Raw genomic sequence first — 17,762 nt, forward strand, 5'->3', positions numbered from 1 at the left:
GGTCTAAATAGGCTGATTCAAGGCATTTACGGGAGAAAAAATCGGCTCAAACATGAAGAAATGAAATGACTGAGTCAGCCGAGAAGAATTTCCCCGCTTATTCGCACCTTCCCTAACGGAGCAGGAGTGATAAGGGTCACATTATTTCTGGTTTTATTAATTTCAAAAGAATTGCATTGAATGCCATGAATAACTTTAGTTACATAATAATGAATTAAATTATTTAAAAGGAAAGGGCTGTTGTGTTCACATTTCTCTTCGAAAGCCCATGTTAATTTCACGCTGAGCCTGTTTTTGAGAAAAGGCCACCAAAGTCATTATTTTCTATTTAAGAACATTTATTCGAATCAGGAATAGTTTTCCGCTTATTCCTTTCTCTGTATATCCGAACACAAATTTCAGGTGATTATATGAAAGATAATCCTGTACCGACTTCCGCGCTGTCGACCTCGCGTTTTGCTTTTGGGCTTAACACGACCGAGGTGGGCGCGGTTCCGCTGATGCTGTTCGTCGGGATTGCCGCGATTGTGGCGACGTCCGCCTGGGCAGGGCTGCTGCCGAAAAATATGATTGGCGGACTGGCGGTCATCATGACCCTTGGCTTTGCGTTTGCCAAAGTGGGGCGTCAAATCCCCGTGCTGAAGGACATCGGCGGCCCGGCGATCCTGTGTCTGATGGTGCCTTCCGTGCTGGTCTATTTTGGCGCATTCGGGATACAAACCCTTGATACGGTGCATCTGCTGATGAAGGAGGCGAATCTGCTCTATTTCGTCATCGCCTGCCTGGTGGTCGGCAGCATCCTGGGGATGAACCGGGTGCTGCTGATCCAGGGCATGATGCGCATGTTTATTCCGCTGGTGGCGGGAACACTGATGGCCGTGCTGAGCGGGCTTATTGTGGGAACGCTGTTTGGGTATACGCCTTACCACACCTTCTTCTTTATCATTGTCCCTATCATTGGCGGTGGAATTGGCGAGGGGATTTTGCCCCTGTCTCTGGCCTATTCGGCAATCCTGGGGCAGACGCCGGACGTCTACGTGGCGCAGCTGGCTCCCGCTGCGGTCGTCGGAAATATCTTCGCCATTATTTGTGCCGGCTCGCTGGCGCGTCTTGGGACGAAACGTCCTTCGCTTTCGGGAAATGGCATGCTCACGCGGAGTAAAGACGACGCCAGCCTGTTCGCCGGGGCGCCTGGCGCTCAGCAGACGGATTTTCATTTGATGGGCGGCGGATTGCTGATGGTGTGCGCGTTTTTCATCGTCGGAGGCTTGTTTGAAAAACTGGTCCATATTCCCGGCCCGGTGCTGATGATCCTGATTGCCGTCCTGTGTAAATACTTCAGGGTGATCCCGGCCTCAATGGAGCAGGGGGCGCACAGCTGCTATAAATTCGTTTCGGCTGCGCTGGTCTGGCCGCTGATGATCGGCCTCGGGATGCTATACGTGCCGCTCGAAAGCGTGGTGTCGGTCTTCTCGGTGGGCTATGTAGTGGTATGCGGATCGGTGGTGATTGCGATGGCGCTGAGCGGCTACGTGATTGCGTCGCGTCTGAATATGTACCCGGTGGAAGCGGCGATTGTGACCTGCTGCCACAGTGGGCTGGGCGGTACGGGAGATGTGGCCATTCTGTCCGCCTCCAACCGCATGTCGCTTATGCCGTTCGCGCAGATCGCGACGCGTATTGGCGGTGCCTCAACGGTGATTTTCGCCACGCTGTTGATGGGCTGGATTATGGCGCACTGATTCGAATCGGCAGGATACTGAATCGCAACGACATTTACAGCGTGTCGCTGCGGTTCAGTCCTTTATAAAACTCACCGCGCTGTATAGAATTACCGCAGCCACAGCGACGGGATACCCCACGATGACCGGAAGAGTTGATTATCAGATTGAAAAATATCTCCTGACCGAAGCTGCCGAACCGGAGCGCCTGACGCGCCAGTGGGCAGAGGTTCTGGAGGAGTGTCGTGAGCAAAAGGCCGGTGCAGAGGAGCGGCTGCGCCTCGCGTTGCTTAATGTGGATTACGTCACCAGCTTCGAGCTGCCCTTCAGGCTGCTTCTCACCCGTGCGCCCCAGTTGATTGATGCCGTCAGGAAAGAGCTTCAGCTCAGTCAGAAAAATGTTCTTTTCAATGGCAAGCGCTTTGGCTGCGTCTACAGCCTTAAACGGGATCTGGACGGCATACCTGACGAGTTTACCTATCACCTGAAGACGCGGATCCAGCGCAGTGACGCCACGGGCGCGACGGAAGCGTCCTACCGACAAATTGCCCAGCAGGTGAAAGCGCCAAAGGAACGCCTCAAACTGGCGCTGGACAACGGGCTGTCTGTAACCGCGCTTGACGGGCTTTTCTGGTTTGGCATTCAGCGCATCGCGGCTGATGTACAACGGTTACGCAAAACAGGGATGCGGATCGTGACGTCCAACGCCGAGGTGTTCGATACGCTTACCAAAACAACCCGGCAGGTCCCGGTCTATCGCCTGGAAGGGACTGAAATTACTTAACCTGCAGCAGGATCGCCATCAACCCTGGAAAACGGGTATCCAGATCGTCTCGTCGCAATGAAATCATGTTTTCGCGTCCCTGCGGACGCTGCCAGATGACCCCGCTGTCGCGCAATACGCGCCAGTGATGGGTCATCGTGGACTTCACCACGTCCTCCGGGCGCAGCGCGTTACAGCTCAGTTCGCTGCCGTCGGCGAGCCGGCGAATAATCGATAGCCGGAGCGGGTTGCCGAGGGCAAAGAGCACATTTTCCAGCAGTATTTGTTCAGTTTCAGGGTGGTTAGGGATCATCGTTTTCCTGCGTATGGCGTCAGATTGAGCTATATCAACAATAGGTCAACCCTTAAAAAATAGTTCGATAATACTCGTACAATAGGACTATTATAGCAAACGAACGAATGCACGACCATCCTGGTCGTCACAAACACGTCATACTGACTAAGGAAATATCATGCCCCGACCCATCCCTCTCGAACGTTATCGCAACATCGGTATCTCCGCGCATATCGATGCCGGTAAAACCACCACCACCGAGCGCATCCTGTTTTATACCGGGATGAGCCACAAGCTGGGTGAAGTACACGATGGCGCGGCAACCACTGACTGGATGGCGCAGGAGCAAGAGCGCGGGATCACCATTACGTCCGCGGCGGTCAGCTGCTTCTGGCCAGGCATGGACAGAGGCTATGAGCCGCACCGGATTAACATCATCGACACCCCGGGGCACGTGGATTTCACCATTGAGGTGGAACGTTCCATGCGCGTACTCGACGGTGCCGTGATGGTGTATGACTCCGTGGGCGGCGTGCAGCCGCAGTCGGAAACCGTCTGGCGTCAGGCCAATAAATATCACGTACCGCGTCTGGCCTTCGTCAACAAAATGGACCGTCCGGGTGCCGACTTCTTCCGCGTCGTGCGGATGATGCAGGAACGCCTGAAGGCCAATCCGGTGCCGATTGTCATCCCGGTGGGTGCCGAAGATCATTTCACCGGCGTGGTGGATCTGATCAAAATGCGCACCATTCTGTGGGACGATGCCACTCAGGGCATGGCGTTTAACTATGCGCCAGTACCTGACGATCTGCTCAGTACCGCGCAAGAGTGGCGCGAAAAAATGGTCTCTGCGGCGGCGGAAGCAAGCGATGAACTGATGGATAAGTACCTGGAAACGGGCAATCTTGATGAAGCTGAAATCATCAAAGGGCTGCGTATTCGCACCATTGCCGGGGAAATCCAACCGATGCTGTGCGGCAGCGCCTTCAAAAACAAAGGCGTGCAGCGCATGCTCGATGCGGTGATCGAGCTGATGCCGTCGCCGCTGGACGTGCCGGCCATTGATGGCGTGGATGAAAAAGGGCAGCACGCGGAGCGTCACCCGAGCGATGATGAGCCGTTCTCGGCGCTGGCGTTCAAGCTGATGAGCGATCCGTACGTCGGGCAGCTGACCTTTATCCGCGTCTATTCTGGCGTGCTGCGTAAAGGCGACGCGGTGTATAACCCGGTGAAAGGGAAGAAAGAGCGCATCGGGCGAATCGTACTGATGCATGCCAACGATCGCCACGAGGTGGATGAACTGCGCGCCGGGGATATCGCGGCCTGTGTCGGGTTAAAAGACGTAACCACCGGCGACACGCTCACCGATCCGAACGCCGTCATTACGCTTGAGCGCATGGAGTTCCCGGACCCGGTGATCTCGCTGGCGATTGAGCCGAAAACCAAAGGCGATCAGGAGAAAATGGGCATCGCGCTGCAGCGTCTGGCGGCGGAAGATCCGTCTTTCCGCCTGCACACTGACGAAGAGTCCGGTCAGACCATTATCTCCGGGATGGGTGAGCTACACCTCGAGATTATCGTCGACCGCATGAAGCGTGAGTTTGGCGTCGAGGCAAATATCGGTCGTCCGCAGGTGACCTACCGTGAAACTCTGCGTAAAACGGTGAAGGACATCGAGGGCAAATTTGTCCGACAGTCCGGCGGTAAAGGGCAGTACGGCCATGTGGTCCTGAGTCTGGAGCCTCTGGAGCCCGGAAGTGGTTTTAAATTTGAAGATGCCACCAAGGGCGGCGTGGTGCCGCGCGAGTATATCCCCTCCGTTGAGAAAGGGCTGCGGGAAGCGATGAACAGCGGCGTGCTGGCGGGCTATCCGGTCGTCGATGTTAAAGCGACGCTGACGTTTGGCTCGTATCACGACGTCGACTCCTCGGAGATGGCGTTCCGCATGGCGGCGATCCTCGGCTTTAAAGAGGGCGCCCGCAGGGCGGATCCGGCGATCCTTGAGCCGATCATGCACGTGGAGGTGGAAACACCGGAAGAGTACGCCGGTAACATCATGGGCGATCTCTCTTCCCGCCGCGGCATGGTGCAGGGGATGGCAGAGCAGTACGGAAGCCAGATTATTCGCGCTGACGTGCCGCTGGCGGAGATGTTTGGTTATGCCACGACATTGCGCTCGATGTCCCAGGGACGCGCGACGTATACGATGGAGTTCCACCATTTTGCGGAAGCCCCGCGGAATGTTGCGGATGAGATTATTGCACGGCGTGCGAAGTAATACGGTCACCCTCTCCCATTAGGGGGAGGGTTTTCTCAATCCAGCGCCTTCACCATCTTCCCGCTCGCCACAAACGTCCCGGCTCCAAGATGATGCAGGGTATTGAGCTTATCCCCGTCAAACTGCCAGCGTCCGGCAATAAACGCCCGCTCATCCGCTGCCGCTGAAACCACTTCACCAAACAGCGTGTCATATTTCTCTGCCGCAGAGGTCACGGGTAATAACCGGCATTCCATCCACGCCAGGCATTTCTCTTCAATGACCGGCAGGCCGAGCTCCGGGCCATTCACGACCGGGATCCCGTAACAGTTGAATTTGTCCTCGTCGCGCCCGCTGACGCTGCCCACCGCGTAAGTCCAGTTGGCCGCCGCCACGCCGGGAATGACGATGCCAAATTTCCCGCTGCGTTCGATCAGCTCGCGTGACCAGGTACTTTTATCCACGACTATCGTGACGCGTGGCGGTTCAAACTCAACGGGCATGGACCATGCGGCGGCCATAACGTTACGTCTGTCGATCGTTTCATCACGACTGGTAATCAGTACGGTAGGACCGTGGTTGAGCAGACGGCTGGCATGACGTAATTCAACAGGGCGAAAGTGGCTCATAGGATCTCCTCATCTGTAACGATGAGTATGACGAAAAAGCACGTAAATCAAAGTGAGCGCGTAGAATTAGTTTATAAACACAGCATCACTATCAAAGGAAACTGATATATGTCCCCCTTTCTGACCACCTATTTCGCCCGCATCGGCTGGAAGCAACCGGCTTCTGCTGATATAGACACCCTGCGCGCACTGCATTTACATCACAACTGCGCGATCCCGTTTGAGAATATCGATGTCGTCCTGCCGCGCGAAATTCATCTCGAAGACCAGTGTCTGGTCGACAAATTGCTGACCGCCCGTCGTGGGGGATACTGCTTTGAGCAAAACGGCCTGTTTGAGCGGGTATTGCGTGACGTCGGGTTTACCGTGCGCAGCGTATTGGGGCGCGTGGTATTAGCGAGCCCGCCGCAAATGCCGCCGCGCACGCACCGCCTGCTGCTGGTTGAGCTTAACGGTGAGCGCTGGATTGCGGACGTGGGGTTTGGCGGCCAGACGCTGACGGCGCCGATTCGTTTACTCGCTAACGAGGAGCAGGAAACGCCGCACGGTCTGTATCGTCTGCTGAGCGAGGGCAACGACTGGGTGCTGCAGTACCGCCACCACGAGCACTGGCAGTCGATGTACCACTTTGACCTGACGACGCAGTATTTCAGTGATTACGTGATGGGAAATTTCTGGTCGGCGCACTGGCCGCAGTCGCACTTCCGTCATCATCTGCTGATGTGCCGCCATCTGCCGGACGGCGGCAAGCTGACGCTGACCAACTTCAACTTTACCCACTGGCAGAACGGTCATGTGGAGGAGCAGATCCATTTGCCGGATGCGGAGGCGCTGTATAAGCTGCTGCAGGAGCGGTTTGGCCTGGGCGTTGATGACCCGAAGCACGGCTTTACCCTGGCCGAGCTGACGGCGGTGATGGCGGGGTTTGATACGCATCCGCAGGCAGGGAAATAGCCCGGTGGCGGCTACGCCTTACCGGGCCTACGGGTGACCGAACACAGGCCGCCACCCGGCAGGTTAGTTTAAACATCGTCAAAGGCATGCTGATATGGAAATCTTGTTGCGGAATAAATTCAGTTCAGTGGGAATGTTACTCGGGGTTATTGCACTGCTTCTCTCATTAGTGCAGTTCACCTTTGGTCCTTTTTCGACAAAGTCGACGGCGCTTGAAATTGTTGTGGCTGAAAAGGTTTCGGCGGTAAAAAAAGGGATCATTGCTGGCATAAAGGGAGAACAGCCGGCCGTTGAGGCAAAAAAGAAAGCGTTCGATATCGACAGCATTCTTATCAATAGCGGAATAATTTTATCCGTTGTGGCATTAGGGCTTGCCTTCACGGCTGGGATGCGCAAAGAGAACAGATGGGGGGTGAGTGGTGCACTGTTTTTTTCCGGGGCCACGCTCGCTTTTCATGCGGCGTTACTGGCTTTTGGTCTGATTGTCACAGTGTTGCTGCTGCTGTTGGTTATTTCAGTCGTCAGCGGAAGTACTTTGTTCTGACATTGCGGCCCGGTGGCGTCTACACCTGACCGGGCCTACGGGCGTGTGAACGTAGGTCGGGTAAGGCGTAGCCGCCACCCGACAAATCAACGGCGCGATCTCACCACCTGATACCGCCGCGTAAAGTACTCAAACGGCGCGCTCCACACGTGCACCAGGCGGGTGAAGGGGAAGATGAGGAAGATCGTCATCCCCAACACCAGATGCACGCGGAAGATCGGCGCCACGCCGCTCAGCATTTCTGATGAACCGCCCTTAAACGTCACGATCCCCTGCGCCCAGCCCACCAGCTTCATCATCTCGCTTCCGTCAGGATATTGCGCGGAGAAAGGAATGGTCGATAGCCCCAGAATGCACTGTATCAGCAGGATACTCATAATGATGATATCCGGTGTGGTGGAGGTGGCACGCACCCGCTGGTTGAACAAGCGGCGAATCAGCAGCATCGACCCGCCGATCAGCGTCAGCACGCCGCAGATCCCTCCCGCAATCATGGCCAGCTGCTGCTTAACCGCGACGGGTAAAAACCAGGCGTACATCCAGTGCGGGGTTAACATGCCGAACAGGTGCCCGAAGAAGATCCCCAGAATCCCGATATGAAACAGGTTAGAGGCCCAGTTCATCCCGCGCTTGCTGAGCATCTGGCTTGACGAGGCGCGCCAGGTGTACTGCCCGTAGTCGTAGCGCAACCAGCTGCCGAGGAAAAACACGGTGGCGCAGATGTACGGATAAATGTCATAGAAAAACACGTTCAGGTAGTGTGTCATTTTGGGCCTCCGGCACTGACGTCCACGTACTGCGGCGCGACGTCCTGGCTAAAGCGTCGTTGATATTGCTGCATCGGCGAGCTGTCGCACGATGTGGCGTTGTCTTCGATAAACTTCACCTGTTCCTCTTCCCACACGGCGTCCAGCGCCTGACGGGTATCATCCCGTTTTTCACCGGACACCTGTTTCGCCACGCTGTCGCTGGAAAGCCGCGTACCGGCCATCGTCAGCAGGGCGTCAAACAGCTGATAGTGCGCCACGCCGCGCTGCTTGAGGCGACCACCAATCAGCGCCAGGATCGGCGCGACATTTTGCAATCCTTCACGCGCCTCGTCGTCGGTCACGATGCTCAGGTATTCCAGGTACAGCGGCAGATAGTCCGGCAGCTCGCGGCAGTCCAGCACCAGACCGGCTTTCTCATACTGGCTCATCAGATCGACCATCGCCTGACCGCGATCGCGGGACTCGGCGTGAACGTGCTCGAACAGCAGCAGGGACGTTGCGCGACCGCGCTCAAACACCTCACACCATTCGGCCTGTTTATCCAGCAGCGGGGCGCTCAGGTGCTGGCGGGCAAACGGCAGCATCATGGGCGCGTCCTGCGCAATTAACGAAAGCGCTTCATCACGGTTTTCCCACAGGGTCTCATCGGGATACTCGATCAGCAGCGCGATGATTTTGAGGATCTGCATTACTCTCCCTCCCCATTTTCGCGCACCTCGGTGATGTTGATCGCGTCGATGCGGCTGCTGTTGAAGAGGTTGAATTTCGTATCGGAGCCGTGGCAGCCGTCGCCGAAGGTGAAGCCGCAGCCGTTTTTCTCCGGGAAGGCGTCGCGCGCCATTTCGCGGTGGCTGGTCGGGATCACGAAGCGGTCTTCGTAGTTAGCGATGGCGAGATAGCGGTACATCTCCTCAACCTGCGCTTCGGTCAGGCCGACCTCTTCAATGGCGCGGGTATCGGTCACGCCTTCCACGGTCTGGGAACGCTTGTAGTGACGCATTGCCATCATGCGCTTCAGGGCGCGCAGCACCGGGCCGGTATCGCCCGCGCTGAGCATGTTCGCCAGATACTGCACCGGAATGCGCAGGCTTTCGACTGCGGGAAGAACGCCGTCGCTCTGCGGCAGGCCGCCGGCGTCCGCGTAGGATTGAATCGGCGACAGCGGCGGCACGTACCAGACCATCGGCAGGGTGCGGTATTCCGGGTGCAGCGGCAGGGCCAGCTTCCAGTCCATCGCCATTTTGTAGACCGGGGAACGCTGGGCGGCGTCAATCACGTTCTGCGGAATACCCTGCTTCAGCGTTTCCTCAATCACCGCCGGATCGTTCGGGTTGAGGAACACGTCGCACTGGCGCTCGTACAGATCGGTTTCATGCTCGGTGCTGGCCGCCTCTTCAATGCGGTCCGCGTCATACAGCAGCACGCCGAGGTAGCGGATGCGCCCGACGCAGGTTTCCGAGCAGACGGTCGGCTGGCCGGACTCAATGCGCGGGTAGCAGAAGATGCATTTTTCTGACTTGCCGCTCTTCCAGTTGAAGTAGATTTTCTTGTAGGGACAGCCGCTGATGCACAGGCGCCAGCCGCGGCATTTGTCCTGGTCGATCAGCACAATGCCGTCCTCTTCGCGCTTGTAAATCGCGCCGCTCGGGCAGGTGGCGACGCAGCTCGGGTTGAGACAGTGCTCGCACAGGCGCGGCAGGTACATCATGAAGGTGTTTTCGAACTGGCCGTACATCTCCTTCTGGATCTTCTGGAAGTTGCGGTCGCGGGCGCGTTTTTCGAACTCGCCCCCCAGCAGCTCCTCCCAGTTGGGGCCCCAGACGATTTTGTCCATGCGCTTGCCGTCAATCAGCGAGCGCGGGCGGGCGGTAGGGAGGTGATCCCCCTCCGGGGCGCGGTGCAGATCCTGATAGTCAAAGGTGAAGGGTTCGTAATAATCGTCAATCTGCGGCAGAACGGGGTTGGCGAAAATCTTCGACAGCACGCCCATTTTGCCGCCGAGGCGTGGGGTCAGCTTGCCGTGAATGCCGCGGATCCAGCCGCCTTGCCACTCCTCCTGATCCTCCCAGTTTTTCGGGTAGCCGATCCCCGGTTTGGTCTCCACGTTGTTGAACCACGCATATTCCATCCCTTCACGCCCGGTCCAGACGTTCTTGCAGGTGACCGAGCAGGTGTGGCAGCCGATGCATTTATCGAGATTCAGAACCATGCCAACCTGTGAGCGTATTTTCATTTTTTCGCCTCCTGGACCTGATCCCGACCTTCGCCGTCCAGCCAGTTAATGTTTTTCATTTTGCGGATCATGATGAACTCGTCGCGGTTGGAGCCGACGGTGCCGTAATAGTTGAAGCTATACGCCAGCTGGGCGTAGCCGCCGATCATGTGCGTCGGTTTCGGGCAGACGCGGGTGACAGAGTTGTGGATCCCGCCGCGCCGTCCGGTCACCTCGGAACCCGGAATGTTCAGGATGCGCTCCTGAGCGTGATACATCATGGTCATGCCCGGCGGCACGCGCTGGCTGACCACCGCGCGGGCGGTGAGGGCGCCGTTGGCGTTGAAGGCCTCGATCCAGTCGTTGTCCTCAATGCCCAGCTCGCGGGCGTCGGTTTCGCTGATCCAGACAATCGGCCCGCCGCGCGACAGGGTCTGCATCAGCAGGTTTTCGCTGTAGGTGGAGTGAATGCCCCATTTCTGGTGCGGCGTCAGGAAATTGAGCGCTTTTTCCGGGAAGCCGTTCGGCGGGATCTCGCGCATATGGGTGACGCTGCGGGTGTCAATCGGTGGACGATAGGCCACCAGACTTTCGCCGAAGGCGCGCATCCAGGGATGATCCTGATACAGCTGCTGGCGGCCGGAAAGTGTACGCCACGGGATCAGCTCGTGAACGTTGGTATAGCCCGCGTTATAGGAGACGTGCTCGCTCTCCAGGCCGGACCAGGTTGGGCTGGAGATGATTTTACGCGGCTGCGCCTGGATATCGCGGAAGCGGATCTTCTCATCTTCCTTGTTCAGCGCCAGATGGGTGTGATTGCGCCCGGTCAGTTCGCCGAGCGCTTCCCAGGCCTTCACCGCCACCTGGCCGTTGGTTTCCGGCGCAAGGGCGAGGATCACCTCTGAAGCGTCAATGGCAGTTTCAATGCGCGGGCGGCCTTTCGCCGGGCCGTCGAGCTTGACGTAGTTGAGCTTGCCGAGGAAATCAACCTCGTTCTGCGTGTTCCACGATATGCCTTTCCCGCCGTTGCCGAGCGTGTCCATCAGCGGGCCGAGGGCGGTGAAGCGCTCGTAAGTTTCCGGGTAGTTCCGCTCGACGACCGCGATGTTCGGCGCCGTTTTACCGGGGATCAGATCGCATTCCCCTTTGCGCCAGTCCTGTATGTCAAACGGCTGCGACAGCTCCGCGGGGGAGTCGTGCTGTAGCGGCTGTAGCACCACGTCCGTTTCGGTGCCGAGATGCCCGACGCAGACCTCGGAGAAGACGTTGGCGATGCCCTTGTAGATCTCCCAGTCGCTGCGGGACTCCCACGCCGGGTCGACGGCGGCCGAGAGCGGGTGAATAAACGGATGCATGTCCGAGGTATTCATATCGTCTTTTTCATACCAGGTGGCGGTCGGCAGGACGATATCCGAGAACAGGCAGGTGCTGGACATGCGGAAGTCGAGCGTGACCAGCAGGTCGAGCTTGCCCTCAATGGCGGCGGTCTGCCACTCCACTTCCTCAGGCTTCACGTCGTCGGTTGAGCCCAAATCCTCGCCCTGAATCCCGCTCTCGGTGCCGAGCAGGTATTTCAGCATGTACTCATGGCCTTTCCCGGACGAGCCGAGCAGGTTAGAGCGCCAGACGAACAGGTTGCGCGGATGGTTCTTACCGTTGTCCGGCTGCTCGCAGGCGAAGCGGATATCGCCCGATTTTAACGCCTGAACGGTGTACTCCTGCGGCGTCATGCCCGCCGCGTCCGCGCGGGCCTTTATGTGCAGAGGGTTGAGGTTGAGCTGCGGCGCCGACGGCAGCCAGCCCATGCGCTCGGCGCGGACGTTGAAATCAATCAGGTGGCCGGTGAACCTCGAGGCGTCCGCCAGCGGAGAGAGCAGCTCCTGCGCGGTCAGCTTCTCGTAGCGCCACTGGCTGGCGTGGTTGTAGAAGAAGGAGGTGCTGTTCATCTGGCGCGGCGGACGGTTCCAGTCGAGCGCGAAGGCCAGCGGCAGCCAGCCGGTTTGCGGGCGCAGCTTCTCCTGGCCGACATAGTGCGACCAGCCGCCGCCGCTCTGCCCGACGCAGCCGCAGAAGACCAGCATGTTGATCATCCCGCGGTAGTTCATGTCCATGTGGTACCAGTGGTTCACCCCTGCACCGAGAATGATCATCGACCGGCCGTGGGTTTTGTGCGCCGTGTCGGCAAACTCGCGGGCGATTTTTTCAATCAGCCGGGCGGGCACGCCGGTGATCTGCTCGCCCCAGGCGGGGGTATAGGCTTTGACCTGGTCATAGCTCTCTGCGGCGTTGCTGTCCTCCAGACCGCGATCGAGACCGTAGTTCGCCAGCACCAGATCGTAAACGCTGACCACGCGCTTCTCGCTGCCGTCGGCAAGCGTCAGGGTTTTGCTCGGCACGCGGCGCGTCAGCACCGGATCCTGCTTCACGCTGCGGAAATGCGGGTTCTCGTTGCCGCCAAAGTAGGGGAAGGCGACATCGGCCACGCTGTCGTGGGTAATGAGCAGCGACAGCGTCAGTTCGGTGTCGTGGCCCGCAGCCTGTGGCTCCAGGTTCCATTTGCCTTTTTCTCCCCAGCGGAAGCCGATGGAGCCGTTTGGCACCACCAGGTTTCCGGCTACGTCAAAGGCGACGGTCTTCCACTCCGGGTTATTGGCTTCCCCCAGCCCGTCGACAAGGTCCGAGGCGCGCAGCATACGCCCAGGCACCACGCGACCGTCTTCCTGCTCGTCCAACAGCACCAGCATCGGCATATCGGTATAGCGGCGGCAGTAGTTAAGGAAGTAGTCGCTCGGGTTATCGAGGTGAAATTCTTTGAGGATCACGTGGCCCATCGCCATGGCGAGGGCGCTGTCGGTGCCCTGTTTGGGGGACAGCCACTGGTCGCTCAGCTTCGCGACTTCCGAGAAGTCCGGCGTGATGGCGACGGTTTTGGTGCCCTTGTAGCGCACCTCGGTGAAGAAATGGGCGTCCGGAGTACGCGTCTGCGGCACGTTCGAGCCCCAGGCGATGATATAGCTGGAGTTGTACCAGTCGGCGGACTCCGGCACGTCGGTCTGCTCGCCCCAGGTCATCGGCGACGCCGGCGGCAGGTCGCAGTACCAGTCGTAGAAGCTCAGGCAGGTACCGCCCAGCAGGGAAAGATAGCGCGTGCCGGCGGCGTAGGAGACCATCGACATCGCCGGAATAGGGGAAAAACCGGCCACGCGGTCCGGGCCGTAGTTTTTGATGGTCCAGACGTTGGCGGCGGCAATCAGCTGGTTCAGCTCTTTCCAGTTCGAGCGGATAAACCCGCCTTTACCCCGCGCCTTCCTGTAGCTTTGCGCCTTTTGCGGATCGCTCTGGATGGCGTCCCAGGCCAGCACCGGATCGGTATGCTGCGCCAGCGCCTCGCGCCACAGCTCAATCAGCCTGCGGCGCACCAGCGGGTATTTAAGACGGTTGGCGCTATAGAGATACCACGAGTAGCTCGCCCCGCGCGGGCAGCCGCGCGGTTCGTGGTTGGGCAGGTCAGGGCGGGTGCGCGGATAGTCGGTCTGCTGGGTTTCCCAGGTCACCAGGCCGTTTTTGACATAAATCTTCCAGCTGCAGGAGCCGGTACAGTTCACGCCGTGGGTGGAGCGCACGATCTTGTCGAACTGCCAGCGCTGGCGGTAGCCGTCCTCCCAGTCGCGGTTGGTGTTATATACCTGCCCGTGCCCGTTGGCGAAGCTGTCCCCCTTTGTTTTGAAATAACGAAAGCGATCCAACAGTTTGCTCATGACATTTCTCCTGCTTCGGACGTGTAGTTATTCTTGTTTTGCGGATTTGCGGCCATACACCAGCCAGGTAACGAGCACGCAGACGATGTAAAACACGAGGAACACCTTCATGGCGCCGACCGGCGATCCGGTCATTGCCAGCGAGGTGCCAAAGGCTTTGGGAATGAAGAACCCGCCAACGGCGCCGATAGCGGAGATAAAGCCCAGCGCGGCGGCGGTCTCTGTCACCGCTTCGTGCTGCGCCTGCTCGTCCGTGCCGCCCTGTTTTTTGACGCGGTCGAGCGTGATTTGGCGGAAAATAATCGCGATCATCTGGAAGGTCGATCCGCTGCCGAGCCCGGCGGTGAGGAACAGCCCCATAAAGACCAGGTAGAACGCGACGAAGCTGCCGGAGCCAGAGCCGGGCAGCGTCAGGAAGATCAGGGCGCTGAAGAGGGCCATAAAGACGAAGTTAATCAGCGTGACCCGCACGCCGCCCAGTTTGTCAGAGATCATCCCGCCCGCTGATCGCGCCAGCGCACCGATTAGGGGGCCAAAGAAGGCGAGGTGCAGAATGTTGACGTCCGGAAACTGGGTTTTTGACAGCATGGCAAAGCCCGCCGAGAAGCCGATAAACGAGCCGAAGGTCGCCAGATAAAGCAGGCTCAGCAGCCAGAGATGAAAGCGCTTCAGCACCGGGAGCTGGCTGGCGATAGAGGCCTTAGAGCTGGCGATATCGTTCATTCCAAAGAAGGCCGCAAGGGTGGCCAGCAGCAGCAGCGGCGCCCATATCCAGGCCGCATTGGCCAGCCACAGGGTGGAACCGTCATCCTGCGGTACGCCCTCCACGCCCAGGAAGGTAAACATCGGCAGGAAGATCACCAGCGGCGCGACCAGCTGCATCACGCTGACGCCCAGGTTGCCGAGCCCGCCGTTAATACCGAGCGCGCTACCCTGTTTTGCCTTGGGGAAGAAGAAGCTAATGTTGCCCATGCTGGAGGCAAAGTTGGCGCCTGCAAAGCCGCAGAGCAGGGCAATCACGATAAAGATCCAGTAAGGCGTCGCGGTGTTCTGGATGGCCATCCCCAGCCAGACGCAGGGAATGATCAGGATGACGGTACTCAATACCGTCCAGTATCGTCCGCCAAATATGGGTACCATAAACGAATAGGGGACGCGCAATATCGCGCCGGAGAGAGAAGGTAATGCCGTTAGCATAAAAAGTTGATCGGTGGTGAAATGAAATCCGACTTTATTCAGATTGACGGCAATGGCGCTAAATAACATCCAGACGCAAAACGCTAACAGCAAACAGGCGACAGAAATCCACAGGTTTCTTCGCGCGATATGTTTTCCTTTGTTTTCCCAAAATTGCACATTTTCCGGTTTCCAGTTACTTAACAGATGCGGATTACTCTTCTCACTTTGTTGTGACATATCACCCTCTTGCTCGCCAGAATGAAGAGAAAACAAATGAAAACAGTTAGATAGATGTGAGTGCGCTGGTTGGTTTATTGGATGTTTTTGGATACAACTGAAAGGATAGATAAAAAAGCGAACCCCTGAGATTCGAAAGGAAATATGGGTTCGCTTAATGTGTTACTAATTGTAAAACTCGCGGTAAATAATACTCCGTTGGGAGTATTAACCCAATTCGAGGGAGATAAGTTTATCGAGATGCTTATTAAACGCCGCATCGTCCATTTCGGGCATATTTAAAATCGTGATCCCATCAAGCCCACAAACCAGCCCGATCAATCGCCAGGCAATATTTTCCGCGCGATCGGTAAGCGTAAAGGCGCTGGCCTCCGCCCCGGCGCGGATAATCGCCACGGTCTCCTGATGCCACATCTCCATGGTCAGGGCGTAAGCCGCGTTGATTTCAGGATCCCGGCTGGCGAGAATTTGAGCTTCCCGCCAGAGGCGAATGTAAGGCTCAAGCCCGCCGTCGTCACTGCCGAGCATGCTGTGCAGCCGTTCCCGCCAGCTGGCGTTTTCACCCACCACGTCGGCATCCAGCAGCTCGCGGATCACGCGCACAAAGGCCAGCGATTTTAGCTCGCCGCCGGAGGCGAAGTGGTGGTGGACCTGTCCGGTCGCGACGCCCGCTTCAGCGGCAATTCGCCGTACCGTCATGGCTGCCAGCCCCTCGGCCAGCGCCACGCGCATCGCGGCCTGCAGGATCGCTTCCCGTCTCTCTTCCTTGCTCAAATATTGCATTTTTTCACTACTCTCAATAGGAATGAAACGAGTGTAACAAAAAGCTGGACACGCGTTCAACTTTACGTAGGATCGCAATCTGGACATGTGTCCAGGTTTGAGATGAAAAGGAAATTTATGTTTCGTCAGTGGTTAGCGTTAGTGATTATCGTGCTGGTGTATATCCCGGTGGCGATTGACGCGACGGTGCTGCACGTAGCGGCGCCGACATTGAGCATGACGCTGGGCGCCAGCGGCAATGAATTATTGTGGATCATCGATATTTACTCGCTGGTGATGGCGGGAATGGTGCTGCCGATGGGCGCCCTGGGTGACCGCATCGGTTTTAAACGGTTGTTGATGATCGGCAGCACGCTGTTTGGCCTGTCATCGCTGGCGGCAGCGTTTGCCCCCTCAGCAGGGTGGCTGATCGCGGCGCGCGCCTCGCTGGCGATTGGTGCGGCCATGATCATTCCTGCCACTCTGGCGGGGATCCGCACGCTCTTTACCGACGCGAAAGATCGCAACATCGCGCTCGGCGTCTGGGCGGCGGTCGGTTCCGGCGGGGCAGCGTTTGGCCCGCTGATTGGCGGTATGCTGCTGGAGCATTTTTACTGGGGATCGGTGTTTTTGATCAACGTACCGATTGTGCTGGTGGTGGTGTCGCTGGCCGCGCGTTTTGTCCCCCGTCAGCAGGGCCGACCGGAGCAGCCGCTGAATATCAGCCATGCCATCATGCTGATTGTGGCGATTTTGCTGCTGGTCTACAGCGCCAAAACCGCGCTTAAGGGCGCTCTGGCGCCGTGGCAGGTGGCGTGTACCCTGCTGACGGGTGCCGTGATGCTGTTTATTTTTGTGCGCATCCAGCTTCGCGCCCGCGTGCCGATGATCGACATGCGCCTGTTCTGCCATCGCATCATTCTGAGCGGCGTGGTCATGGCGATGACCGCCATGATTGCCCTGGTCGGGTTTGAGCTGCTGATGGCGCAGGAGCTGCAGTTTGTCCACGGCTTTACGCCGTTCGAGGCGGGCATGTTTATGCTCCCGGTAATGGTGGCCAGCGGGTTCAGCGGACCGATTGCCGGTGTGCTGGTGGGCCGTCTGGGGCTACGCATTGTCGCTGCGGGTGGCATGGGGCTGAGCGCGGTCAGCTTTATCGGCCTGTCGACGCTCGACTTCAGCACGCAGCAGTGGCAGGCGTGGGGGCTGATGGTGCTGCTCGGCTTCAGTGCCGCCAGCGCGCTGCTGGCCTCGACCTCGGCCATTATGGCGGCCGCGCCGAAAGAGAAGGCGGCTGCCGCCGGAGCCATTGAAACCATGTCCTATGAGCTGGGGGCCGGGCTGGGGATCGCCATTTTTGGCCTGCTGTTGACCCGCAGCTTCTCGGCGTCGATTGCGCTGCCGCAGGGGCTGCATGCCTCGCTCGTCGATAAAGCCTCGTCATCGATTGGTGAAGCGATGAAGGTGGCGCAGGAACTGACGCCGTCCCTCGCGGAGCCGGTGATTGAGGCGGCGAAAAGCGCCTTTATTACCTCTCACAGCGTGGCGCTGGGGAGTGCAGGCGGAATGCTGCTGTTGCTGGCAGTGGGGATCTGGTTCAGCCTGGCGAAGGTGCCGAAGGGGTAAAACACGCCCGGTGGCGCTGCGCTTACCGGGCCTACGGGCGCGGTTGTCCGAGCCG

General features: G+C 58.2%; 14 protein-coding genes. 6 read left to right on the forward strand and 8 right to left on the reverse strand.

Annotated features, from left to right (window positions below):
* Positions 1-410 precede the first annotated feature (410 nt).
* Together FHC52_RS07165 and FHC52_RS07170 are read left to right on the forward strand one after the other, a co-directional pair.
* Positions 411-1,742, forward strand: a complete 1,332-nt coding sequence (locus tag FHC52_RS07165; protein WP_220419990.1) for a 2-hydroxycarboxylate transporter family protein — start codon at positions 411-413, stop codon at positions 1,740-1,742.
* Positions 1,743-1,863: 121 nt separating this feature from the next.
* On the forward strand, positions 1,864-2,505 hold the full coding sequence (locus tag FHC52_RS07170) for a helix-turn-helix domain-containing protein (RefSeq protein WP_021240222.1): 642 nt from the start codon (positions 1,864-1,866) through the stop codon (positions 2,503-2,505).
* Here FHC52_RS07170 and FHC52_RS07175 read toward each other — a convergent pair.
* Entirely contained in the window at positions 2,498-2,797 is a 300-nt protein-coding gene (locus tag FHC52_RS07175; protein WP_008501755.1) for a helix-turn-helix transcriptional regulator, read from the reverse strand. The two genes, FHC52_RS07170 and FHC52_RS07175, sit on opposite strands and share 8 nt — an antisense overlap.
* Positions 2,798-2,957: 160 nt before the next feature.
* On the opposite strand from FHC52_RS07175, the gene fusA reads away from it, so the two are divergent.
* Positions 2,958-5,057: an elongation factor G gene (fusA, locus tag FHC52_RS07180; RefSeq protein WP_023327565.1), complete on the forward strand. Its 2,100-nt coding sequence runs from the start codon at positions 2,958-2,960 to the stop codon at positions 5,055-5,057.
* Positions 5,058-5,092: 35 nt separating this feature from the next.
* Here the strand turns inward: fusA and FHC52_RS07185 are convergent, their stop codons facing one another.
* Positions 5,093-5,665: a flavin reductase family protein gene (locus FHC52_RS07185; protein WP_220419991.1), complete on the reverse strand. Its 573-nt coding sequence runs from the start codon at positions 5,663-5,665 to the stop codon at positions 5,093-5,095.
* Between the two features lie 108 nt (positions 5,666-5,773).
* On the opposite strand from FHC52_RS07185, the gene nhoA reads away from it, so the two are divergent.
* Both nhoA and FHC52_RS07195 read left to right on the forward strand, forming a co-directional pair.
* Positions 5,774-6,619, forward strand: coding sequence for an N-hydroxyarylamine O-acetyltransferase (gene nhoA, locus FHC52_RS07190; RefSeq protein ID WP_220419992.1), 846 nt, complete (start codon positions 5,774-5,776; stop codon positions 6,617-6,619).
* Positions 6,620-6,713: 94 nt separating this feature from the next.
* Positions 6,714-7,163 carry a hypothetical protein gene (locus FHC52_RS07195; protein ID WP_126287843.1) on the forward strand — a complete coding sequence of 150 codons (450 nt, stop codon included), beginning with the start codon at positions 6,714-6,716 and terminating at the stop codon, positions 7,161-7,163.
* An 86-nt stretch (positions 7,164-7,249) separates the two neighbouring features.
* On the opposite strand, the gene narI is transcribed toward FHC52_RS07195, so the two are convergent.
* The 6 genes from narI to FHC52_RS07225 form a co-directional block, all read right to left on the reverse strand.
* A complete protein-coding gene (narI, locus tag FHC52_RS07200; RefSeq protein ID WP_014883923.1) occupies positions 7,250-7,930 on the reverse strand; it encodes a respiratory nitrate reductase subunit gamma in 681 nt (226 codons plus the stop codon).
* A complete protein-coding gene (gene narW / locus FHC52_RS07205) occupies positions 7,927-8,622 on the reverse strand; it encodes a nitrate reductase molybdenum cofactor assembly chaperone (RefSeq protein ID WP_045410297.1) in 696 nt (231 codons plus the stop codon). Before narW ends, narI begins: the two co-directional genes overlap by 4 nt.
* Entirely contained in the window at positions 8,622-10,166 is a 1,545-nt protein-coding gene (gene narH / locus FHC52_RS07210; protein ID WP_220419993.1) for a nitrate reductase subunit beta, read from the reverse strand. The genes narW and narH overlap by 1 nt, the downstream gene beginning before the upstream one ends.
* Positions 10,163-13,903 (reverse strand): nitrate reductase subunit alpha, encoded by a 3,741-nt coding sequence (locus FHC52_RS07215; protein WP_220419994.1) that lies wholly within the window; start codon positions 13,901-13,903, stop codon positions 10,163-10,165. The genes narH and FHC52_RS07215 overlap by 4 nt, the downstream gene beginning before the upstream one ends.
* Positions 13,904-13,930: 27 nt before the next feature.
* Positions 13,931-15,319 (reverse strand): NarK family nitrate/nitrite MFS transporter, encoded by a 1,389-nt coding sequence (locus FHC52_RS07220; RefSeq protein ID WP_220419995.1) that lies wholly within the window; start codon positions 15,317-15,319, stop codon positions 13,931-13,933.
* A gap of 207 nt (positions 15,320-15,526) precedes the next feature.
* On the reverse strand, positions 15,527-16,102 hold the full coding sequence (locus tag FHC52_RS07225) for a TetR family transcriptional regulator (protein WP_220419996.1): 576 nt from the start codon (positions 16,100-16,102) through the stop codon (positions 15,527-15,529).
* A gap of 117 nt (positions 16,103-16,219) precedes the next feature.
* Here FHC52_RS07225 and FHC52_RS07230 point away from each other — a divergent pair, with 117 nt between their 5' ends.
* Positions 16,220-17,707 (forward strand): MFS transporter, encoded by a 1,488-nt coding sequence (locus FHC52_RS07230; protein WP_039266474.1) that lies wholly within the window; start codon positions 16,220-16,222, stop codon positions 17,705-17,707.
* The last annotated feature ends 55 nt before the right edge of the window (positions 17,708-17,762 follow it).

Origin of the sequence: Enterobacter sp. EC_64, from assembly GCF_019584165.1 — a bacterium.
Taxonomy (GTDB): Bacteria; Pseudomonadota; Gammaproteobacteria; order Enterobacterales; family Enterobacteriaceae; genus Enterobacter; species Enterobacter roggenkampii.

Coding starts and splice junctions, on each gene's coding strand:
- FHC52_RS07175 (WP_008501755.1), bottom strand. CDS start 2,797: ATGATCCCTAACCACCCTGAAACTGAACAAATACTGCTGGAAAATGTG.
- nhoA (WP_220419992.1), top strand. CDS start 5,774: ATGTCCCCCTTTCTGACCACCTATTTCGCCCGCATCGGCTGGAAGCAA.
- FHC52_RS07230 (WP_039266474.1), top strand. CDS start 16,220: ATGTTTCGTCAGTGGTTAGCGTTAGTGATTATCGTGCTGGTGTATATC.
- FHC52_RS07195 (WP_126287843.1), top strand. CDS start 6,714: ATGGAAATCTTGTTGCGGAATAAATTCAGTTCAGTGGGAATGTTACTC.
- FHC52_RS07215 (WP_220419994.1), bottom strand. CDS start 13,903: ATGAGCAAACTGTTGGATCGCTTTCGTTATTTCAAAACAAAGGGGGAC.
- FHC52_RS07185 (WP_220419991.1), bottom strand. CDS start 5,665: ATGAGCCACTTTCGCCCTGTTGAATTACGTCATGCCAGCCGTCTGCTC.
- narH (WP_220419993.1), bottom strand. CDS start 10,166: ATGAAAATACGCTCACAGGTTGGCATGGTTCTGAATCTCGATAAATGC.
- FHC52_RS07165 (WP_220419990.1), top strand. CDS start 411: ATGAAAGATAATCCTGTACCGACTTCCGCGCTGTCGACCTCGCGTTTT.
- FHC52_RS07170 (WP_021240222.1), top strand. CDS start 1,864: ATGACCGGAAGAGTTGATTATCAGATTGAAAAATATCTCCTGACCGAA.
- FHC52_RS07220 (WP_220419995.1), bottom strand. CDS start 15,319: ATGTCACAACAAAGTGAGAAGAGTAATCCGCATCTGTTAAGTAACTGG.
- narW (WP_045410297.1), bottom strand. CDS start 8,622: ATGCAGATCCTCAAAATCATCGCGCTGCTGATCGAGTATCCCGATGAG.
- fusA (WP_023327565.1), top strand. CDS start 2,958: ATGCCCCGACCCATCCCTCTCGAACGTTATCGCAACATCGGTATCTCC.
- FHC52_RS07225 (WP_220419996.1), bottom strand. CDS start 16,102: ATGCAATATTTGAGCAAGGAAGAGAGACGGGAAGCGATCCTGCAGGCC.
- narI (WP_014883923.1), bottom strand. CDS start 7,930: ATGACACACTACCTGAACGTGTTTTTCTATGACATTTATCCGTACATC.